Origin of the sequence: Nostoc sp. TCL26-01 (assembly GCF_013393945.1) — a bacterium.
In the GTDB taxonomy this organism is placed as follows: Bacteria; Cyanobacteriota; Cyanobacteriia; order Cyanobacteriales; family Nostocaceae; genus Trichormus.
In genome coordinates, this window is sequence record NZ_CP040297.1 from 6,393,174 (window position 1) to 6,413,061 (window position 19,888).

The window sequence follows — 19,888 nt, forward strand, 5'->3', positions numbered from 1 at the left end:
AGGGACTGGTAATTGGTAATTGAGAATTGGGGATTAGTCAACCGCTACCTTAGCTAATCTACGAAGCTGTGACACTAAGTCAAAGGGGATGAGTACAATCCAAATCTGTAAGCTTATGGAAAATCTTGGCTAATAAAATAGACTCTAGGCAGTCATACTACTAAAATAGAGTCTTATGTTTACGCTTTAGTAATAAACCAACACCTAAAGCACCAATAGTTAATATTGCTGTTGTAGTTGTAGATTCAGGTATTACTTGTGTTGTGTCTAGGTTTTTAACCTGCAATCCAGTTACAGTAAATGGAATAGAGAAAATAAAGGTAAGGAGTTTAAATTGACTTCCTCTAATATCATAAATGTTAAAACCAGTATCAGGATCAGCTTCAGGGCGTGTTCCAACAACAAATGAGTTTTCGTAGACAGTAGGATTGCTGCTCAATTGATTAAATAAATCTTCTCCTCGAAATTGCAAATTCACTTCTTGAGCAGAATTGTCTGTTCCAAAACAAACTTTGCCTCCATCTGGAGTCAACAAAAACTCCCGACAATAGAAGTTTTTTACATCTAAAAGTGTATTACCATCTATATTATCTATTGTAAATTCCGATCTTAAAAATATATTTTCCGGAGAATTCAATACACCACCAAAATCAACAATTTCTCTCGTCTGAGTGTTTAAAGTAAAAAAACCAGTTCCCGTGAAAATGTTTACATCTTTTACTATAAAGTTAAACTCTAACAAAGCAGCCTTGACGGGAGCAATACTTGTACTTATTGTCAACCATGCTGCCCCTACTGTAGCAATTGTCAACTTTTTAAGTATGTGCATAAATTTTTACTATCTTGTAATGTAATTTTCCTCAGTTTGAATTATAAAATAAGCAAACGCTGTTAATTGAAGAAGAATTCAGAAGCCAGAATACCCTCCTCTACGAAAGGCTAAAGCCAACGGGAAGCAAGCTACAGGATTCAGAATCACTTTTACAGACTGTGAATTCTCAACTTTTTTGATACCCCTGTTGAAAATATTATCTCATTTGCTAATTAACCTGCCGAATGTGAGGTCAAACATTATCCATTACCTTTTACTTGCTGCACTGACTCAATCAGCGATCGCACTTCTAATGTTCCCTCTGATGGTTCAAAGGAGAGGGGGAATTTGCCTTTGATCAGCATCCGTAATCCCAAGGGGGCGATACTCAGTAAGCCTCGGAGATCCTGAAAGTAGTTACCGACGACTTGCAAGCCAAATTGGCGTTCGTCAATCCAGCCACCGGCTTTGACTAAATCTATTAATACCTTGCGGTGACGAATTGAGCGACTGTCACTAGCTGATTTTTCGGCGAGAATTTCCTGTTTGATTTTACTGATTTGCTCTAATGGCGCTACTTCCATCGGGCAAACAGAATCGCAGTAAAGACAACGGGTACAACCCCAAACGCCTTTTGTACCTTCGTTATAACTTTCCAAGCGCTCAGTTGTATTGCTGTCGCGGGAGTCTGCAACCATGCGGTAGGCTTTGGCTAAGGCGTGGGGGCCGACAAAATCGGGGTTAACTTCACGGGCGTTGCATTCTGAGTAACAAGCACCGCACATGATACAATTGCCTGTCTGATCAAGAAGCGATCGCTCTTGGGGTGTTTGTAAAAACTCCCGTTCTGGGACTTGTCTGGCTGCTGTGCTGACATAGGGCGCTACAGCTTCTAAATTATGCCAGAAACTGCTCATATCCACGACCAAATCCTTAATTACTGGCATATTGCCCAGGGGTGCGATCGTGATTTCGGGAATATTAGATGATATCTGTTGTAATCTCGCTAATTCACTACCAACATTTTCTTTGCAAGCCAAAGCCGAACGACCGTTAATTCGCATCCCACAGCTACCACAAATAGTATTGCGGCAATTTTTGCGAAATGCTAAGGTTCCATCTTGTTCCCATTTAATCCGATTAAGACAATCTAAGATGGTGCTACCAGATTCCGTCTCTAAAAGGTAAGATTGCACAACTCCAGAGGAATTTGGTTGTTGCCGAATAATTTTAAACAGAACTTCCATTGTTACCAACCTAAATCTTAAAAATATCTCACCAACCTCAAACATCACCGATAAGGGGTGGTGCTGACAAAACTTGGGCTATACTCTTGTTACTCTTAATTTTCAGTGTAGTATTAATAGTCTGATAGTCGCACAGTAAGTGATTTTAATTCCAGGATAACCACTAAAATTTTAATTGCAGAAGCTCCCCAAGCAAGATTTGCCAGAATTCCTTAGCCCAAATAGAGAAAAAAGTTCAGCCAAGGTTACTCATTCAGTTTATTGGCTTACCACAAATAGGGTGAGTTCACCAGGAAATTAACTTAAGCTGCTGCTGAAGAGAAAAAATCTAGTCATACTCAATCATTCATGCGAAACAAGATCCCCACTTCTTGGATAAGTTGAGGATCTGCACCTCATGATGGTCAATGCTTCAAGGTTCTTGATATATCTAAATATTCAAGAGCCTTGGTAGAAGAAATATTAACTTAAAATACTTATTCTGAGTTGAGTACACCTTACAAGGGTAGTCAACTGTCAACGTCAAAAGCAAAGTTTTTGGACTGTGGACCCTTACGGGTGACGCTCCTTCGTCGCTAACGATAGTTGCTTTCCGACGCAAGGCGACAGGAACGCACTATCTCACTATTAACTATTGACAAAAAGTCATGAAAAATCTCTGACACTGCGTAAGTCCTAATTAATTTTTTTGTTGTATATAAGCGTTAAAGCTGATAATACACATCTAGTTGTGGCAATAAAGTACTAGACTCATGTGTCCATCTTGATTATTCCTATAGACAGACGTGCAAAAAACACGAGATATTTTTGTCTGGTGACAATAAACTAGGATTTTCTTACTCATCGCCTTTGACTCCTCTCAATCAAGAAAATCAAACCACATAACTCACTTGTCAAAACTCGCTATCTAAATTTAGATTAATTTTTATAAAAGTCATTCTCCAATACTCACTAGGTTTGTCAAGCCCAAGCAAAATCCTGACCGCTTTTTGTCTCCAGAAGCTTGAGGATTTAGAGAAAAATTTATCAGCAAGTTAAATTCAAAAATAAACAACTATTTTGCTATTATTAGTCCATGCTAGTATTTAATATAAAATTACGAAGCAACAAAACTAGAATCAACAGTTATACTACTGTTGTTACTACTGCTTAGTTTCTTCGTAATGTAGAGACAAGAAATTTCATGTCTCTACAGGCAGGACAAAAGGGTGTATGTCCATAACACCATATTCAAATACCATGCTGTCTTCAGCTGAAGAGTAAAAGACGGGAAAACCTCACAACTCTAAAGCAATAAAAGCAAGCAGCGCAAGTGGAAAACCTGCAATTTCTTTGGTCTACGACTGGTTTGTAGTAGAACCTGCACCATTTGTTAAGGTGGCTCAAAGTGACACCACTACAGTAGTGCCAAAAGAGAAAATAATTGCATTTCCCTTGGCGAATCATGGTAGAAAATGCCGTAAAATCACTGAAATTAGTGCCTGTAAAACCCCTGACCTCTGACTATTGTGGTCAAGCATCATAGAGGCACTTAAGACTAACATCAGTAGGAATTCACCCTGGACTTTCAAGTCCCCAGTCGCTTTATGCAGATGCTAAAAAGTCAAATACTGGCATGAGACGACATAATTTATCAGTTTGGAGAGAGTAAGGAAAATTTGAGCATAATGAGTGAAACTGCAACCGCGCCTTTAACTGGAAAAGCACTGCTAGCTAAAGTAAAAGAACTTTCCACTTTACCAAGACGAGAAAGAGCTAAACAGTGCGGTTACTATACCGTTACTAAGAATAATCAAGTTCGTGTTAATCTCACAGACTTTTATGACGCTTTGCTATCGGCGAGAGGAATACCTCTAAGTCCAGAAGCACCAAAAGATGGTCGTGGACGTGAACCGACATACCGAGTTAGCGTTCATCAAAACGGTCAAATTGTTATTGGTGCTACTTACACCAAAGCAATGGGCTTAAAACCTGGAGATGAATTTGAAATTAGACTGGGATACAAGCATATTCACTTGATCCAACTGGGTGAAAGTGATAAAAAGCTTTCTTTGGATGATGTTGACGAATCTGATGAAGATTTGGACGAAGAGGAATAAATTCTTGGGGATGGGATAAGTTGAGTGATGACTTTTAATAAAAAAGCATTTGCTAGTCAGTAGCCAAAGGTTGATAAATCGGTGCATAAAGACCATACCAAATTTTAATTGCGGATGACTCCGTAAACAGATTTGGTGGTGTTTGATTGGTTCCATTGAGGATACCTAACAAAGCTGATGCTGACTGCTTCTTTAACCTATCCCTATGACTATAAACAACTGGTATCCCTGATTAAATAATTTTATCTAACTCAAAAATCCGATTAAACCCTTGCAGAACTGACTAGTTTTATTAGAGGCTAGACTAAGAAGCCAAAAATTTATTCTGCAAGAAGCATATCGTGATTTTTTTGTTAACTTTGACAAATTTCTTAACGCCATCCCTCAACAATCTGCTGGCATTGATGAAAAATGCACCAGCATTAGTTGTCGTGATGGCTTTTTTTCTTGGCTGGTTGGGATGCTGGTTACCAATTGCCGCAATATCACTAAAATTACTTAATTGGCAACCAATAAAACCATTACAACCAGAGCAAAAATTACCATTAATGCTGTCACTTTACCTATTAGCACCTCTGATTCTTGGGGGAGTAATTTGGCTGACTAATAGTTCTTTCGCTAATTATGGGTTTGTGGCTAATTTGGCCTTATTACGCTCTTTAGCACTAGGTTTTAGCTTAGGGGTAATAAGTATAGCTAGTTTGTTTATCTGTCAATTTTGGCTTGGTTGGTGCGATTTTGAGGGGTTAAATATCAAGCAATTACTATCTGTCTCCTTCCCTATTTTCTTCATCGCGTTGTTGGTTGGAGGGATAGAAGAATTAGTTTTTCGTGGTTTTCTGTTGACTGAATTAGCACGAGATAATCCACTATGGATAGCAGCCATTGCTTCTAGCCTGATTTTTGCGGTTCTCCACTTGGTTTGGGAACAACGGGAGACTTTACCCCAACTACCGGGATTATGGTTATTGGGAATGATGCTGGTGTTGGCGAGGATATGCGATCGCAATACATTAGGTATAGCCTGGGGATTACATTCGGCTTTAGTCTGGGCGATCGCTACTATAGATACAGCCCAGTTAGTTACCTATACTGGTAAAGTCTCCGAATTGTGGACTGGTATCAATAAAAAACCCCTAGCCGGGGTGAGTGGGATTATTTGTGTTTTAGGAACAAGCTTAATTCTTTGGTTTTTTGAGCGAGGATTGCTATAAAGTTTCGTCTAAAATTCAGAAGTACCTACAAATTAGTCCGTTGATTGTTTGGCAGAAATACTTATGGAGCAGTTAACTAGAATTACATTAAACCCTGAAGTCATGGGAGGTAAACCTTGTATTCGTGGGTTGCGGGTGACTGTTGGTACTATTGTCGGGTTAATGGCTTCTGGTAAAACTCCAGAAGAAATTCTCAAAGCTTATCCTTATTTAGAACTAGCTGATATTTATGAAGCTTTAGCCTATGCTGCTTGGCGGGTTGAGGAGATAGAATTGCCTCTAACTTCAGCATGAAAATTCTCATTGATATGAATCTTTCACTTGAATGGGTGTTAACTTTTACACAAGCAGGTATTGAAGCTGTTCACTGGTCAACTATTGGAGATCCTGGTGCAACTGATAATGTAATTATGACTTGGGCTGTGAATAATAACTACATTGCAAGTCCGTATTCAGGATCTATTACCTAGTGCTATTGGGGAGTTAGTAACTACAACACTATGTCAGTTTCAAACGCAACTGGAAGCAGGTGTTTTGGTGACAATAGACCGAACTCGTTTTAGAGTCAGAATATTGCCCATTAGAAGCTAGTTATAAACCAATACAGTTCAGGTAACCCAACAGTATCAGGACTGTAGTTAATATTTATACAAAATCCTGAAAATACGCTTGCTCTTAACTAATTATGTTAGTAGCATGAAATTAACTGTTAATTTCATTTTTGGCTGATGATTGACCTAAACAAAATTCACTCACTCTCCGAGTTTCAGAGAAACACGAAGCAATACATTCAGGAGATGGAACAAAACGAAAAACCCATTGTGCTGACTGTCAATGGTGCAGCTCAACTTGTTGTTCAGGATGCCAAAGCCTATCAAAAGCTTTTGGAGAGGTTAGAATATGCCGAAACCGTAGCTGCTCTCAGACAAGGAATTCGAGAAATTGAACAAGGAAAACATCCTTAACCTCCAAGTCCTTGAAGAGGCTGCCAGAATTGGAATTGAGTACGCAATTAAATATATTGATCAGTCTATTGACACAAAACAAATAACTTTTTGGGTAAAAGAGATTGTTGCTCATCCTTTTGATTCTGATCCCGGAACAGTCGCGTATGCAGCTTGTCATGCAACTTGGGCGTTATTTAACATAAATTCTATAAAGACTATTCAATTAGGTGCATGGCTTGTAGGGAAACAATAATTATGATTGCGATCGCGCCCTAAAATCAAATTTACCAGCGCGATCGCTTTCATGACAAACAAGCCCTCTCCTTTGCTGAATTCAACTGTTCTTTTCAAAAAATTAATTATAGGGATTTCTCTTCCCAAGGATTAATAATAAAAATTCCGCAGTCTGCGAAATCAGCAACATTACGAGTTGCTATAATCGAATTATGAGAGTAACAAATAGCAGCAATTTGGGCATCAGCTTGAGATATAGGATTCCCACCGACTCGTCTTTGGGCTGAAATATTAGCATAAGCCACAGCAGCAGATTCATCAAAGGTGAGAACACGTCCTACAAAGTCTTCTGCAAACATTAAAGTAGCGGCTTGGTAGAGTTCGTATTTCCGCTTTCCTTCTGGTAAAATGGCTATGCCATACAGTATTTCGGCTTGTGTAATTGTTGTAGTAAACAAACTTGTTACGGATTGCTGGGTTGCCCACTTGCGAACTACTGTAGACCCTTGGGGTTTGATTAATTCTGACAAAACATTAGTATCAAGAATAATCATTATTCAAAAGTGGGTACAGGACGCATGGGTTCTCTTTTTATGTCTCCTAGTTCAAAATCTCCCAAATGAGCAAAGCGTTTTTCTATCATGCTGACAATATTTAAGGGCAGTTTTTGATTTTCTATTAAAGCAAGACGGAGAGTTTCTTGTGCCTCTTCTTCTAGGGAACGACCGTTTTTTGAAGCTCTTTGCTGCAAGAGGTTTTTGATGTTATCGTCAATGTTTAAAATAATATTTGTCATGGTTAGTAAATGATTAAATAATGTTGTGATGTGGTTAAATATTTAATAATTATATTTTACTTTAATTATTCACAATCTCATCGGGAATGATGACATCCATTTTAGTTTTCCTGATTTATTAATAATACGATCGCGCCACAATATAGTACCAGCGCGATCGCATAATCATCCACCTTTTAGCTAATCAGATGCAACTGACTAATAGCAGCATTGATGAGATGATGGGTGATGGGGAGACTATCTATTACCATGCCGAGACACAACAGCATCATGTAGGAGATGGAATAGAGAAATAATTCTCTAGCTGTGGGGCGATCCTCTGGGTTATGCAATAAGCGCCAGGATTTGCGGATAAATATGGCTCCTAGAGCAAGAGCGATCGCTGCATAAACAATACCACTAGCCTGGAGAGGATAGACTAACAACAGGGTGGCAACTACAGTGATGAGTGTGTAGTACCAAATTTGCTTGACTGTTGCGGTATTACCTTCAACCACTGGTAGCATAGGGATACCAACTTTGGCATAGTCATCACGAATCATCAAAGCCAAAGCCCAGAAATGTGGTGGTGTCCATAAAAAGACGATGGCAAAAATTAACCATGCACTCCAACTTAGAGTGCCGGTGACAGCTGCCCAACCTACTAGAGCTGGAATTGCCCCAGCCGCACCACCGATGACAATATTTTGTGTACTATGACGTTTTAGCCAGTGAGTGTAGACTAAAACGTAAAAAACAATACCAGATAATGCTAGTAGAGCTGCCAAGAGATTGGCGAATACGGTGAGGAGAGTAAAAGAAAGTACAGCGAGAGCGATCGCAAAAATTAGGGCATCGCGGGGTTGCACCTTACCAGAAGGCATGGGACGATGGCGAGTCCGTTCCATGTCATAATCAATATCCCGGTCATAAATGCAATTAATTGTCTGAGCGCTAGCAGCCGCCAAAGTACCGCCAGCCAGAGTTACCAATAACAGCATCGGATCTACTTGTCCCTTCGCAGCAATCCACATACTGCCAGCAGTCGTAATTAATAACAACGGAATAATCCGGGGTTTAGTTAGCTGGTAGTAGCTTTGAATCACCTGGAGAAAAGTTGCGTGGTGGCGAGAGACATTAGCCTCAATCATTTTTGCTTTAATTCCTTATTCTTCAAAAACTGACAGCGTTTCCCAGTTGAGTGGAGTGTATCTTGATGGGGGAGGGGGAGAGGCAGGGGAGGCGGGGGAGCAGGGGAGCAGGGGGAGAAAACCTTCTTAACTCTCTCACTCAGCACTCAGCACTCATCACTCAGCACTCCTCACTCAGCACTCCTCACTCAGCACTCATAACTCAGCACTCTCTACTCCCTCATTCACAACCGAGTAGGCTTTAATTTCCCGACTTGTAGACCAGTCACGTAGAGCGAGAACTGTAAAAGCCACCAAAACGCCCAGTAGTGTTGCTCCTATAGCTTGGTGAGATACAGTCAGAGGTTCGACTTGGAGGTGGAGGCGGAAAGTTGCAAAGCCCAAGAGAATTTGTAAGATTAATAATCCCCCAGCCATATTAGCCAATCTTCGCAAAGCTGGATGTAGCGCTGGTGTCCGCCAAGAAAAGAAAACTACTGCTAAAGTAGCGACAGTTGGCGGTACTAAGCCAAAAATATGGCTATACATCACACCGCAAAGTTGGGAACCACCAAAGCATTGATGTAGCGCCCAGCGCGAACCAACCAAAGCACCTATAAGACTTTGCAGATAAACTAAAATAGCAGCCGTTAGACCTACCCAAGGCAGCTTACCAACGTTGCCTGTGCCTTGATAGGGTGTGAGAGCGATGCCGATAATCAGTAGGCTAGTAAAAAACAGCAAAGCTGTTCCCAAGTGGGCGGTAACGATATCAAACCGCAATAATTGGGTGACAGTCAATCCTCCCAAAATCCCTTGAAAGACGATTAAAAATAAGGCAAATGTCGATGCCCACGGTAGCCAGTTGGGTAAAGTCCGCCGATGCCACCAGGATAAACTAAATAGAGCGATCGCGCTAATACCGATTAAACTGGCATCCAATCTGTGAAACCATTCTAGGAATACTTGCAGATTCATTTGCTTGGCCGGCACTAGTTCCCCATAGCAAAGTGGCCAGTCTGGGCAAGCCAATCCAGCATTCATGACGCGGGTGGCAGAGCCTATAGCCATCAAAATCAAGGTGGCTATAGCCATTCTCCACACTAAGCGACGAATCATTTCTTTTGGCTTGTGCTGCTCTGTGGCTACTTCATTTTGATGTTCTAGGACAAATTCGTTCATGAACAATACCTTGTGTCCACTTTTGGTAGTAACTCGCTTATAAATTTCCTTACCGACCTATTTCCACCCTAGCGTATACAACTGGGATGATTGATTAGCTTTTAATTAATACTTTGAATCACTATAGCGGTTACTAGCCCGAAGCTTTAGGTATTCTTCAAGTTGTCAGGAATTAATCAATATTTTGATATTCTACTTTCCTAAATTTTCCTTAAATTTTTCCTAATTGTTTACCTCTAACCTTGGCAATAGGAAATTAATCTTTTTTACTCAAGATTACTAATGTAGTCGAAAAAATTAATAAAGATTTCAGACCATTAGGCACAATAATTAACAGCCTAGACTACCTTAGTAAGTGAGCTGCTTCGAGATAACGTAATCAATTCAATTAAGTGAGCCGTGAAAATTCCAAGTTCAATCTGGACATTACTAGTCGGTATCGGGCTAACTCTCATTAGCCTTTGGTACGGTCAAAATCATGGTTTATTGCCAGCAGCCGCCTCAGATGAAGCGGTATTAATCGACGGTCTTTTCAATGCCATGATGACCGTTTCAACTGGTATATTTTTGATTGTTGAAGGTGTATTAATTTACTGTGCATTTAAATATCGTCGCCGGGCTGGTGATAGTGAAGACGGACTACCAGTCGAAGGTAATGTACCTTTAGAAATCCTCTGGACGGCGATCCCCGCAGTTATTGTTATCGGTATTTCTGTCTATAGCTTTGAAGTTTATAATGACATCGGTGGCTTTGATCCCCACGCCATCCATGAATCTCCGATGACTCAGAGTTCGATGACAATGCCAGGGACAGCTATTGCTGCCACTCTCAACGATACACCTGGGAATACTGCACCCAACCTCAATCAAGAAAAATCTGATGAGGCCATGCAAGACCCAGCCACCGCCGCAGTCCGCAATGCTGAACAAATTCCCCAAAAACAGAATGCCCCTGGTGTAGGTAGTGTTGCTCCCACCATTGGCGGCAGTCCGGAAAAAGCTGGGAAGCCACCAGAATTAGTAGTTAACGTTACAGGTCTACAATACGCTTGGATTTTCACCTATCCTGAAACAGGTATAACTACTGGTGAGTTACACGTCCCTATTGGGCGAGAAGTGCAAATCAGCATGACAGCTAATGATGTGATCCACGCCTTCTGGGTTCCAGAATTTCGCCTCAAACAAGATGCCATCCCTGGTAGACAAAGCGAAATACGCTTCACACCTAAACAAGAGGGTGACTATGCGCTGATTTGTGCTGAACTGTGTGGCCCTTATCACGGGGCAATGAGAACACAGGTGATAGTAGAAAAACCCGAAGCATTCGCTAAATGGATGCAAGAACAAGTAGCAGCTAACACTGATACTCTCAATCAAGCTGTGGCTTTAAATCCAGCCGACCTATCTCCTCATGAATTTCTCACTCCTTACACCAAGGACATGGGAATTCAACCAGAAATCCTCAAGCAAATTCACAAATAGTCCACAGTCAACAGTCAACAGTAAGCACTAATGACTAATGACCAATGACTAAATGACTAAAAACTATGACACAAGCTCAGTTGCAAGAAACAGCCAATTTCCCTGTTCTTGTTCCAGAACCAGGAGAGAGACACTGGCGAGACTACTTCAGTTTTAATACAGACCATAAAGTGATTGGGTTGCAATATCTAGTCACTTCCTTCATTTTTTACTGTATTGGCGGCGTAATGGCTGACTTGGTGCGGACAGAATTACGCACCCCAGAGGTAGATTTTGTTACTCCAGAAGTCTATAACAGTCTGTTTACACTGCACGCCACAATCATGATTTTCTTGTGGATTTTGCCAGCCGGTGCGGGGTTTGCTAACTATCTGATCCCGTTAATGATTGGGGCAAAAGATATGGCATTTCCCAGATTGAATGCTGTGGCTTTTTGGATGGTTCCCCCGGCTGGGTTGTTACTGATTGCCAGCTTGGTAGTCGGTGATGCACCTGATGCAGGTTGGACTTCCTACCCCCCCTTGAGCTTGGTAACAGGACAAGTGGGTGAGGGGATTTGGATTATAAGCCTGTTGCTGTTGGGTACTTCGTCAATTTTGGGGTCGATTAATTTCCTAGTTACCCTGTTGAAGATGCGTATCCCTGGCATGGGCTTTCACCAAATGCCTTTATTCTGTTGGGCAATGTTTTCGACTTCAGCATTGGTTTTATTGTCCACACCAGTACTAGCCGCCGGTTTGATTCTGTTATCGTTCGACTTGATAGCAGGAACCACATTTTTTAACCCCACTGGTGGTGGTGATCCGGTGGTGTACCAGCATATGTTCTGGTTTTACTCCCATCCGGCAGTTTACATTATGATTTTGCCCTTCTTTGGCGCAATTTCTGAGGTAATTCCCGTTCACTCTCGTAAACCCATTTTCGGTTATAAAGCGATCGCTTATTCATCCCTCGCTATCAGTTTCTTGGGATTGATTGTTTGGGCGCACCATATGTTTACCAGTGGTGTTCCTGGTTGGTTGCGGATGTTCTTTATGATCACTACGATGATCATTGCCGTACCCACAGGGATCAAGATTTTTAGCTGGTTAGCAACGATGTGGGGTGGCAAAATCCAGTTCAACAGTGCCATGTTGTTTGCGATGGGTTTTGTGGGAACTTTCGTAATTGGTGGGATCAGTGGTGTGATGTTGGCTGCTGTACCATTTGATATTCATGTCCACGATACTTATTTTGTCGTGGCTCACCTGCACTACGTCCTGTTTGGTGGTAGTGTACTAGGAATCTTCGCTGCCATTTACCACTGGTTCCCGAAAATGACGGGACGGATGATTAATGAATTTTGGGGTCAAGTCCACTTTGCTTTAACAATCATTGGTTTAAATATGACCTTCTTACCCATGCACAAGCTGGGTTTGATGGGAATGAACCGCCGGGTGGCTCAATATGATCCCAAATTTGCCTTGATTAACGAAATCTGCACCTACGGCTCATATATCCTGGCAGTTTCCACAATTCCCTTTATCATCAATGTGATTTGGAGTTGGTTATACGGCAAGAAAGCTGGTAATAATCCTTGGCGGGCCCTGACCCTGGAATGGATGACTACTTCACCCCCAGCAATTGAGAATTTTGAGGGCATCCCTGTACTGGCTACAGGCCCTTACGACTATGGTTTAGAAAAGGCTGATGAGGGTGTACCTTTATCTGACCCCGACCCAGTTTTATCTGGTGGCCCCAATTCAGTCTTGAGGGCAGAACCAGACCCAGCAGTTGCAGCTAATCCCGAAGATCGTTAATTAACAAGTGCTGAGTCACGAGTACCGAGTTCCCAGTGAAGTATTTCACTCAGCACTCAGCACTCAGCACTCAGCACTCAGCACTTTACACATCATAAAATCCATGCAAAGTCAAACAATTGACCCAGCGAAAACGGAACTAAATCATCACCACGGAGTAGAAGCGGTTGGTCATCACGAAGCACACCCTGATCATCGGCTATTTGGGTTATTTGTTTTCCTGATTGCTGAGGGAATGATCTTTTTAGGGTTGTTCGGTGCTTACTTAGCTTTCCGTTCTACTTTACCTGTCTGGCCACCAGCCGGGACACCAGAGTTAGAATTGTTGCTACCTGGAGTTAACACTGTTAACCTCATTGCCAGCAGTTTTGTCATGCACAATGCTGATACAGCCATCAAGAAAAATGATACGCGGGGTATGCGTACTTGGTTAGCAATTACAGCCGCAATGGGCGCAATATTCTTGTGTGGACAGGTATATGAATACACCCATTTAGAATTTGGACTGACGACGAATTTGTTTGCCAGTGCCTTTTACGTTTTAACCGGCTTTCACGGTTTACACGTAACTATCGGCGTTTTGGCAATTGTAGCTGTATTGTGGCGATCGCGCAAAAAAGGTCACTACAGTAGTGAAAAACATTTTGGCATCGAAGCTGCGGAAATATACTGGCACTTCGTAGATGTGATTTGGATTATTCTGTTCGGATTACTGTATTTACTGTGAGTATTACTTAATTAGTTGTTCACTCCACGCGGACAACTTCAGATTTAGCCCCCTCTGGGGGTTTTTTTGTAGAGGTGTTGATCATTTCGTCACTTAACGTAACTCAATAATGTAAAATAGTGTGAAGCAATAGCAACGTAAAATTAACTGAATCATTTAAAAGCCATCCGGTAGGTCACTCACTGCGGTAGTCTAGATCAGAGTGAAATTATCGCCTGGTTTGACATTGTTTTATGACTTCAGTTGTTTCCAGTGCCACCCGCACAATTCGTATAGGTTCTCGTAAAAGTCAACTTGCTCTAGTCCAGACCTACTGGGTGAGAGAGCAACTACAAAATAGTTTTCCAGATATCAATTTTGAAGTCCACACCATGTCTACCCAAGGCGACAAAATCCTGGATGTAGCACTAGCCAAAATTGGTGACAAAGGACTGTTTACTAAAGAACTCGAAGTAGGAATGCTCTCTCAAGAAATTGACTTTGCGGTGCATTCTCTCAAAGATTTACCGACTAACTTACCAGAAGGGTTAACACTAGCGGCGATTACAGAACGGGAAAACCCAGCCGATGCGCTAGTGGTGCATGAAAAATTTAAAGATCAGCAAATTGATACTCTCCCCCCAGGCGCAGTCATCGGCACATCATCTTTGCGACGCTTGGCCCAGTTACGTAATCAATTCCCTCATTTAACATTTAAAGATGTGCGGGGAAATTTGAATACACGATTAGCAAAACTGGATGCTGGCGAATATGATGCCCTCATTTTAGCAGCTGCGGGATTGCAACGTTTGGGTATGGGCGATCGCATCCACCAAGTTTTACCTAAAGAAGTTTCTCTGCACGCCGTCGGACAAGGTGCATTAGGGATAGAATGCCGTGCTGATGATATCGAACTAATATCTATACTCAAGGCCATTGAACACCCCCAAACCCGCGATCGCTGTTTGGCAGAACGTTCTTTCTTACGGAGTTTGGAAGGTGGTTGTCAAGTACCTATTGGTGTAAATACAGAGATCAACGGTAATGAGTTAACACTCACAGGCGTTGTCGCTAGCGTAGATGGGCAGAACTTAGTCAAAGATACTATTGTTGGTCATGTTAATGATGCCGAAGCGATCGGTATACAATTAGCACAACGTCTGCGGGAACAAGGAGCGCAAGAGATTTTAGATATTATCTTTACAGAAATCCAACGTGGTTCTTAAGCAATGCTGGTAATTCGTAATTCGTAATTTGTAAGCAACAGAAAATTGCGGATGATGAGAGCGGATTATGAATTATACTGTCGATGAATACAACTTCTGGATTCACTCTTGAGCAACCTTTTTCCAAAGCCATCATACTAAAAAATAGTCGAAAAAAATAGTAAAAGATGTAACTTATAATTAGTTACGAATTGCGAATTGTTTTAGGCAGAACCGGGGACATAAAAATTACCATGCGGATTCTATTTGTGGCAGCAGAAGCAGCACCCGTAGCAAAGGTTGGGGGAATGGGTGATGTTGTCGGCGCATTACCCAAAGTCTTGAGACAAATGGGGCATGATGTGCGCATATTCATGCCTTACTACGGTTTTTTGCCAGATAAAATGGAGATACCTCAAGACCCAGTCTGGCGCGGATATGCCATGTTTCAGGACTTTGCCGTGTATGAAACGGTTCTGCCTGGTACTGATGTACCGTTGTATTTATTTGGACATCCTGTCTTCAATCCCCGGCGGATCTACTCAGGAGAAGATGAAGACTGGCGCTTCACATTTTTTGCTAATGGTGCGGCTGAGTTTTGCTGGAATTACTGGAAGCCAGAAATTATTCACTGTCACGATTGGCACACTGGCATGATTCCCGTGTGGATGAACCAATCACCAGATATCACTACAGTCTTTACTATTCACAACTTGGCTTATCAAGGGCCTTGGCGTTGGTATTTGGATAAAATTACTTGGTGTCCTTGGTATATGCAGGGACATAACACAATGGCCGCAGCCGTCCAGTTTGCTGATAGGGTAAATACCGTTTCCCCGACCTACGCCGAGCAAATCAAGACACCCACTTACGGTGAAACCATAGAAGGTTTGCTATCTTTCATTAGTGGTAAATTATCTGGGATTGTCAACGGGATAGATACGGAAGTTTATGACCCGACTGTTGACAAATATATTGCTCAAGCTTTTACCAGCGATAGCTTAGATAAACGCAAAGCCAATAAAGTCGCCTTGCAAGAAGAAGTAGGACTAGAAGTCAACAGCAATGCCTTTTTAATTGGCATGGTAACTCGCCTAGTCGAACAAAAGGGTTTAGATTTAGTCATCCAAATCCTCGATCGCTTCATGGCTTATACTGATGCCCAGTTTATCTTATTGGGAACAGGCGATCGCTACTACGAAAGCCAAATGTGGCAATTAGCCTCCCGCTACCCCGGACGGATGGCAACTTATCTACTTTACAACGATGCCTTGTCCCGACGGATTTACGCTGGTTCTGATGCCTTCTTAATGCCTAGTCGCTTTGAACCATGCGGTATCAGTCAAATGATGGCATTGCGCTACGGTTGTGTACCCATCGTTCGCCGCACAGGTGGCTTAGTAGACACTGTATCCCATTATGACCCGATGAACAACGCTGGGACAGGCTATTGTTTTGACCGCTACGAACCCCTAGACTTGTTTACCTGCATGATTCGCGCTTGGGAAGGCTTCCGATTTAAACCCCAATGGCAAGAACTACAAAAACGCGGTATGAGTCAAGACTTTAGCTGGTACAAATCTGCTAGAGAGTACGATAAATTATATCGGTCAATGTACGGCTTACCCGAACCAGAAGAACAAGCGACACCACAGCCAGAGTTAACACCAACCGATAATTTGCCCGTTTACAGCCAGACCTGAGTACTTTGTGATACTCTTCGATGTGCATTAATCTCTGTTGCATAAACAGTGTAAAGGTTAAAACCTGGAATTTTTGTACAGATGTTGCAGTGCAAAGTCTCTACATTCATCTTCGGAGATGTCTCATACATCATTTCTCATCTACATTCCGGAGATATTAAATCCGCTTTAATATCTCCGGAATGTGGTGTAGATTAAGAATGCAAAAAACCTGCCAGTCTTTGAGCAAGACTAGCAGGTAGGGATTTTATTAATCGGAGCGGCGGGATTCGAACCCACGACCTCCACTACCCCAAAGTGGCGCGCTACCAAGCTGCGCTACGCCCCGGTCAGAATTATCATCATATCGCAAATTTAGGGGAGAATCAAGGGGAGATTTCAAAAAACTTTCAGTGTCTCGGCTGCTTGCAATAGACTAGGGACAGCAGCAGCTGACCATGCACCTTCAGCACCACGCCCTGTATTTAAGATGAAACGGAGGTTATATTCATGAGGATAGCCGGCTACCTCCATCCAGAGTAAATCGCTTTCTGCCTCACAAGCAATTTTTTCTTCATCCATTAATTCCGATGTAAGTTGCTGCATCGTGTTTGCTAGCTTGGCTAATAAACGACAAAAATCATCTAACTCAGCCTCGGTTAACTCAATAGCCCAGTCATCAGTACCCACTAAACCCTTAAATTTGGGTGCATTGGGGTTCCAACCAATTCGCCAGCCAGCACCGCTTTTAATAAGACGTTCCATTGCGTTGATGATGTGGGGGTTATTTATTTAAGTAAATCAGCGCCTCCTGTCTGGGGTGTTTGTCGGATGTTAGTGCGGGTGGTTGGTGTGGGGTTAAATAGATTGGTTAAAACTTGTACTAGGGCATTGCGTTGAGTGCGGGTGAGACGGGAAATAGCAGTGCGATCGCCATCTATCGGATTTTGCCGTAATGTATCATTACCTGGATAGGTATTTTCGTAAATAATTTCGTTCGCATTCAGGTAGTCAGCTAAAGTCAGCTTCCAATCTAGGCGATAATTAGGGGCGCGTTCTTTGACATATACGTGATATCGAATTAGACGACCTGCCAAGGTATTAGTATCAGCGACTTTCCCTGTTTCTTTATTGATGTATTGGTTTTCTTTGGGAAAGTCGGGTAATTGTTGATATACCTGCTGCCAAACTTCACCTGTACTAATTCTTTGTGCTACAGCAGGTTGGATGCTAGACAAATTACCAGCAACGCCAATAATGATCCCCGCTACCGCAAAGGTTGTGATTAATGCTGAGTTAAACTTCACGACTTTAAATTTGAGGCTTTTGGTTTATCTAAAAAAGATTCTGAGGTGAAAGTGCAGAGTTAACAGATACACACTCAGAACTCAGCACTCTCAACTCAGCACTATTTTTATAATTCGCCGATGATTTCTGGTTGTGTCAGTTCATCAGACATCTCAATAATTGCTCTGAGTACTGGCTTCATCATCGCATCTTCGGCACTTTCAAACTCTTCGTAACGCCGACGTTTAGCACGATTTGCCACCTGAACCGTAATGCGGTAGCGATTTGAAGCTGCGCTAATCAAATCTTCAGCACGGTGCATAATTTGAGACTGAGTTGTCTCGAACTTAGAACGCTTGAGCATAGCAATTGGCTCTTGGGGACATACTTAGTTTAGCAGGAGGGGAATGGGGAATGGGGAACAGGGAACAGGCAATAGGCAATAGGCAATAGGGAAGGAAGAGTCATTGGTCATTAGTCATTAGTCATTAGTCATTGGTCATCCGACTTCTACTCAGCACTCCCTCACTCCAATAATGCAGCCAGTACGAGGAGGTAGATTTAGGGAGAGTTGTTTTGTTTCGCCTGGACTGTGCCAGTTAAATTCTGCTGTGCCATATAATAGCTGATTGGGTTGAGTTTGGAAACTATCAACATTTATATCAGCTTGGGCTGGTGCTGTACCGACATTGACGGCGATGATTAGTTCTTCTGTGCCTAATGTACGGGCAAAAATGTACAATGCTCCTTGAGCTAATAAAACTTGGTATTCACCTGTGCGTAAAGCTGGATAGGTGTGACGGAGGGCAATTAATTGGCGGTGAGTCTGGTAAATTTCCTTGTCCCAGTTCGCTTCTAAAGGGAAACCCCTGCGGGAATCTGGGTCTATTGCTCCTGGTAAACCCACTTCATCACCATAATAGATACTGGGTGCGCCGGGAAATGTGAGTAAGAGTAGGGTTGCCAATTCGACACTGGCTGGGTCACCACCTGCGATAGTAATTAATCTAGCTGTATCGTGACTTGCTAGTAGGTTGAGTTGGGTTAGCTGAATTTCCCAGGGATATAGTTGCAATAGTGCTTGAATCTTGGCAGCGTACTCAGCAGCAAATAGGGGTGGGTATGGTTGATAATCACGGCTTTGGACTTGTTCTAAGACTACGCGATCGCCTGCTGTAAAGGCAATGGTCGGCCCGGCAAACAAATAGTTCATCACGCCGTCAAATTGTGTCCCATCCAGCCATTCGCGGGAATCTCCCCAGACTTCACCCACAATATAAGCATCAGGATTGATGGCTTTGACTCGCTCTCGAAATTCTTGCCAAAAACCAGGGGTTTTAATTTCAAATGGTACATCTAACCGCCAGCCATCGATGCCGAGTTTTAGCCAATATTCGGCAATTTCCATGATGTATTCTTTCACTTCTGGGTTGTCGTGGTTAAATGCAGGCAAAGCCCGATTATCTGCCCAGCCTACATAATTTGCTGGTAAATCACCAGTGTAAGGTGCAAGTGGCCAGCCTGTAATTTTAAACCAATTCACCCAAGGCGAATAAGGGCCATTTTCTAAAACGTCGTGGAAAAAGAAAAATCCCCGGCTGGAATGGTTAAATACTCCATCTAATACTACTTTAATGTTGCGTTGATGGGCTGCTTCTAGTAGTTCTGCAAAAGCGGCATTACCCCCCAACATGGGATCAACTTGATAATAGTCGTGGGTATGATAGCGGTGATTACTGGCAGATTGAAATATGGGTGTAAAGTAAATGGCATTGATGCCTAAATCTTCGATGTAGTCCAACTGTTCCACAATGCCCCACAAATCACCACCTTTGTAACCTTGGAGTGTCGGCATAGCATCCCAATCTTCCCAACGTGCCTCATGCAATAAGCGTTTGCGGGGTTGCTTGCTTCTGGCAAAACGATCTGGAAAGATTTGATAGAAAACCGCGTGTTTAACCCAGTCTGGTGTTTGAATTTGCATGAATTCCCTTTTGTTGCTTCAGGAGTAAACTACCCACACTGACCCGAAGCGGTTACAGTGTGGGCTTTTAGTAGCCCTGAACTGTCTGTACTGAGTTCACAGCA

The 19,888-nt window shown here is 42.3% G+C and carries 21 protein-coding genes and 1 tRNA gene; 11 read left to right on the top strand and 11 right to left on the bottom strand.

Annotated features, from left to right (window positions below):
- Positions 1 to 160: 160 nt before the first annotated feature.
- Positions 161 to 829 carry a hypothetical protein gene (locus FD725_RS27620; protein WP_179051076.1) on the bottom strand — a complete coding sequence of 223 codons (669 nt, stop codon included), beginning with the start codon at positions 827 to 829 and terminating at the stop codon, positions 161 to 163.
- A gap of 242 nt (positions 830 to 1,071) precedes the next feature.
- Positions 1,072 to 2,058, bottom strand: coding sequence for a succinate dehydrogenase/fumarate reductase iron-sulfur subunit (locus FD725_RS27625; protein WP_179051077.1), 987 nt, complete (start codon positions 2,056 to 2,058; stop codon positions 1,072 to 1,074).
- Between the two features lie 1,667 nt (positions 2,059 to 3,725).
- Between FD725_RS27625 and FD725_RS27630 the strand changes: the two genes are divergently transcribed.
- The 6 genes from FD725_RS27630 (at position 3,726) to FD725_RS27655 (ending at position 6,571) form a co-directional block, all read left to right on the top strand.
- The gene (locus FD725_RS27630) at positions 3,726 to 4,157 is read left to right on the top strand and encodes an AbrB family transcriptional regulator (RefSeq protein ID WP_179051078.1); all 432 of its coding nucleotides are present in this window, start codon (positions 3,726 to 3,728) and stop codon (positions 4,155 to 4,157) included.
- Positions 4,158 to 4,498: 341 nt separating this feature from the next.
- Entirely contained in the window at positions 4,499 to 5,371 is an 873-nt protein-coding gene (locus FD725_RS27635; RefSeq protein ID WP_372726696.1) for a lysostaphin resistance A-like protein, read from the top strand.
- Positions 5,372 to 5,434: 63 nt separating this feature from the next.
- Positions 5,435 to 5,665 carry a DUF433 domain-containing protein gene (locus tag FD725_RS27640; protein WP_179051079.1) on the top strand — a complete coding sequence of 77 codons (231 nt, stop codon included), beginning with the start codon at positions 5,435 to 5,437 and terminating at the stop codon, positions 5,663 to 5,665.
- Positions 5,662 to 5,841 carry a DUF5615 family PIN-like protein gene (locus tag FD725_RS32760; protein WP_256871791.1) on the top strand — a complete coding sequence of 60 codons (180 nt, stop codon included), beginning with the start codon at positions 5,662 to 5,664 and terminating at the stop codon, positions 5,839 to 5,841. The genes FD725_RS27640 and FD725_RS32760 overlap by 4 nt, the downstream gene beginning before the upstream one ends.
- 258 nt (positions 5,842 to 6,099) lie before the next feature.
- Complete coding sequence (locus FD725_RS27650) at positions 6,100 to 6,336, top strand: type II toxin-antitoxin system Phd/YefM family antitoxin (RefSeq protein WP_179051080.1); 237 nt, start codon at positions 6,100 to 6,102, stop codon at positions 6,334 to 6,336.
- A complete protein-coding gene (locus FD725_RS27655; RefSeq protein WP_179051081.1) occupies positions 6,314 to 6,571 on the top strand; it encodes a hypothetical protein in 258 nt (85 codons plus the stop codon). Before FD725_RS27650 ends, FD725_RS27655 begins: the two co-directional genes overlap by 23 nt.
- Positions 6,572 to 6,677: 106 nt before the next feature.
- Here FD725_RS27655 and FD725_RS27660 read toward each other — a convergent pair whose 3' ends face one another.
- The 4 genes from FD725_RS27660 to FD725_RS27675 form a co-directional block, all read right to left on the bottom strand.
- A complete protein-coding gene (locus tag FD725_RS27660) occupies positions 6,678 to 7,106 on the bottom strand; it encodes a type II toxin-antitoxin system VapC family toxin (RefSeq protein WP_179051082.1) in 429 nt (142 codons plus the stop codon).
- Complete coding sequence (locus FD725_RS27665) at positions 7,106 to 7,348, bottom strand: plasmid stability protein (RefSeq protein WP_179051083.1); 243 nt, start codon at positions 7,346 to 7,348, stop codon at positions 7,106 to 7,108. Before FD725_RS27665 ends, FD725_RS27660 begins: the two co-directional genes overlap by 1 nt.
- Before the next feature lie 176 nt (positions 7,349 to 7,524).
- Entirely contained in the window at positions 7,525 to 8,478 is a 954-nt protein-coding gene (locus FD725_RS27670; RefSeq protein WP_179051084.1) for a heme o synthase, read from the bottom strand.
- Between the two features lie 195 nt (positions 8,479 to 8,673).
- Positions 8,674 to 9,639: a heme A synthase gene (locus FD725_RS27675; protein ID WP_179051085.1), complete on the bottom strand. Its 966-nt coding sequence runs from the start codon at positions 9,637 to 9,639 to the stop codon at positions 8,674 to 8,676.
- A gap of 399 nt (positions 9,640 to 10,038) precedes the next feature.
- Here FD725_RS27675 and FD725_RS27680 point away from each other — a divergent pair, with 399 nt between their 5' ends.
- From FD725_RS27680 to glgA, 5 genes are all read left to right on the top strand, one after another.
- Positions 10,039 to 11,121 (top strand): cytochrome c oxidase subunit II, encoded by a 1,083-nt coding sequence (locus FD725_RS27680; RefSeq protein WP_179051086.1) that lies wholly within the window; start codon positions 10,039 to 10,041, stop codon positions 11,119 to 11,121.
- Between the two features lie 65 nt (positions 11,122 to 11,186).
- A complete protein-coding gene (gene ctaD / locus FD725_RS27685; protein ID WP_179051087.1) occupies positions 11,187 to 12,920 on the top strand; it encodes a cytochrome c oxidase subunit I in 1,734 nt (577 codons plus the stop codon).
- 103 nt (positions 12,921 to 13,023) lie between these two features.
- Entirely contained in the window at positions 13,024 to 13,647 is a 624-nt protein-coding gene (locus FD725_RS27690; RefSeq protein WP_179051088.1) for a heme-copper oxidase subunit III, read from the top strand.
- A gap of 233 nt (positions 13,648 to 13,880) precedes the next feature.
- Positions 13,881 to 14,852, top strand: coding sequence for a hydroxymethylbilane synthase (gene hemC, locus FD725_RS27695; protein WP_179051089.1), 972 nt, complete (start codon positions 13,881 to 13,883; stop codon positions 14,850 to 14,852).
- Between the two features lie 233 nt (positions 14,853 to 15,085).
- Positions 15,086 to 16,534, top strand: a complete 1,449-nt coding sequence (glgA, locus tag FD725_RS27700; protein WP_179051090.1) for a glycogen synthase GlgA — start codon at positions 15,086 to 15,088, stop codon at positions 16,532 to 16,534.
- A gap of 254 nt (positions 16,535 to 16,788) precedes the next feature.
- On the opposite strand, the gene FD725_RS27705 is transcribed toward glgA, so the two are convergent.
- The 5 genes from FD725_RS27705 to FD725_RS27725 all read right to left on the bottom strand — a co-directional run bounded on the left by FD725_RS27705 (position 16,789) and on the right by FD725_RS27725 (position 19,784).
- Positions 16,789 to 16,862 (bottom strand) — tRNA-Pro (locus FD725_RS27705).
- Between the two features lie 50 nt (positions 16,863 to 16,912).
- Positions 16,913 to 17,278, bottom strand: a complete 366-nt coding sequence (locus tag FD725_RS27710; RefSeq protein ID WP_179051091.1) for a DUF1818 family protein — start codon at positions 17,276 to 17,278, stop codon at positions 16,913 to 16,915.
- Between the two features lie 23 nt (positions 17,279 to 17,301).
- Positions 17,302 to 17,820: a hypothetical protein gene (locus tag FD725_RS27715; protein WP_179051092.1), complete on the bottom strand. Its 519-nt coding sequence runs from the start codon at positions 17,818 to 17,820 to the stop codon at positions 17,302 to 17,304.
- 107 nt (positions 17,821 to 17,927) lie between these two features.
- Positions 17,928 to 18,164 (bottom strand): DNA-directed RNA polymerase subunit omega, encoded by a 237-nt coding sequence (locus FD725_RS27720; RefSeq protein WP_015140372.1) that lies wholly within the window; start codon positions 18,162 to 18,164, stop codon positions 17,928 to 17,930.
- Between the two features lie 150 nt (positions 18,165 to 18,314).
- Positions 18,315 to 19,784 (bottom strand): glycoside hydrolase family 13 protein, encoded by a 1,470-nt coding sequence (locus FD725_RS27725; protein ID WP_179051093.1) that lies wholly within the window; start codon positions 19,782 to 19,784, stop codon positions 18,315 to 18,317.
- Between the last annotated feature and the right edge of the window lie 104 nt (positions 19,785 to 19,888).

What these genes read in the sequence shown, in the direction of transcription:
- glgA (WP_179051090.1), top strand. Translation starts at nt 15,086, where the DNA reads ATGCGGATTCTATTTGTGGCAGCAGAAGCAGCACCCGTAGCAAAGGTT.
- FD725_RS27675 (WP_179051085.1), bottom strand. Translation starts at nt 9,639, where the DNA reads ATGAACGAATTTGTCCTAGAACATCAAAATGAAGTAGCCACAGAGCAG.
- FD725_RS27720 (WP_015140372.1), bottom strand. Translation starts at nt 18,164, where the DNA reads ATGCTCAAGCGTTCTAAGTTCGAGACAACTCAGTCTCAAATTATGCAC.
- FD725_RS32760 (WP_256871791.1), top strand. Translation starts at nt 5,662, where the DNA reads ATGAAAATTCTCATTGATATGAATCTTTCACTTGAATGGGTGTTAACT.
- ctaD (WP_179051087.1), top strand. Translation starts at nt 11,187, where the DNA reads ATGACACAAGCTCAGTTGCAAGAAACAGCCAATTTCCCTGTTCTTGTT.
- FD725_RS27690 (WP_179051088.1), top strand. Translation starts at nt 13,024, where the DNA reads ATGCAAAGTCAAACAATTGACCCAGCGAAAACGGAACTAAATCATCAC.
- FD725_RS27710 (WP_179051091.1), bottom strand. Translation starts at nt 17,278, where the DNA reads ATGGAACGTCTTATTAAAAGCGGTGCTGGCTGGCGAATTGGTTGGAAC.
- FD725_RS27630 (WP_179051078.1), top strand. Translation starts at nt 3,726, where the DNA reads ATGAGTGAAACTGCAACCGCGCCTTTAACTGGAAAAGCACTGCTAGCT.
- FD725_RS27625 (WP_179051077.1), bottom strand. Translation starts at nt 2,058, where the DNA reads ATGGAAGTTCTGTTTAAAATTATTCGGCAACAACCAAATTCCTCTGGA.
- FD725_RS27620 (WP_179051076.1), bottom strand. Translation starts at nt 829, where the DNA reads ATGCACATACTTAAAAAGTTGACAATTGCTACAGTAGGGGCAGCATGG.
- FD725_RS27660 (WP_179051082.1), bottom strand. Translation starts at nt 7,106, where the DNA reads ATGATTATTCTTGATACTAATGTTTTGTCAGAATTAATCAAACCCCAA.
- FD725_RS27670 (WP_179051084.1), bottom strand. Translation starts at nt 8,478, where the DNA reads ATGATTGAGGCTAATGTCTCTCGCCACCACGCAACTTTTCTCCAGGTG.
- FD725_RS27725 (WP_179051093.1), bottom strand. Translation starts at nt 19,784, where the DNA reads ATGCAAATTCAAACACCAGACTGGGTTAAACACGCGGTTTTCTATCAA.
- FD725_RS27650 (WP_179051080.1), top strand. Translation starts at nt 6,100, where the DNA reads ATGATTGACCTAAACAAAATTCACTCACTCTCCGAGTTTCAGAGAAAC.
- FD725_RS27665 (WP_179051083.1), bottom strand. Translation starts at nt 7,348, where the DNA reads ATGACAAATATTATTTTAAACATTGACGATAACATCAAAAACCTCTTG.
- FD725_RS27640 (WP_179051079.1), top strand. Translation starts at nt 5,435, where the DNA reads ATGGAGCAGTTAACTAGAATTACATTAAACCCTGAAGTCATGGGAGGT.
- hemC (WP_179051089.1), top strand. Translation starts at nt 13,881, where the DNA reads ATGACTTCAGTTGTTTCCAGTGCCACCCGCACAATTCGTATAGGTTCT.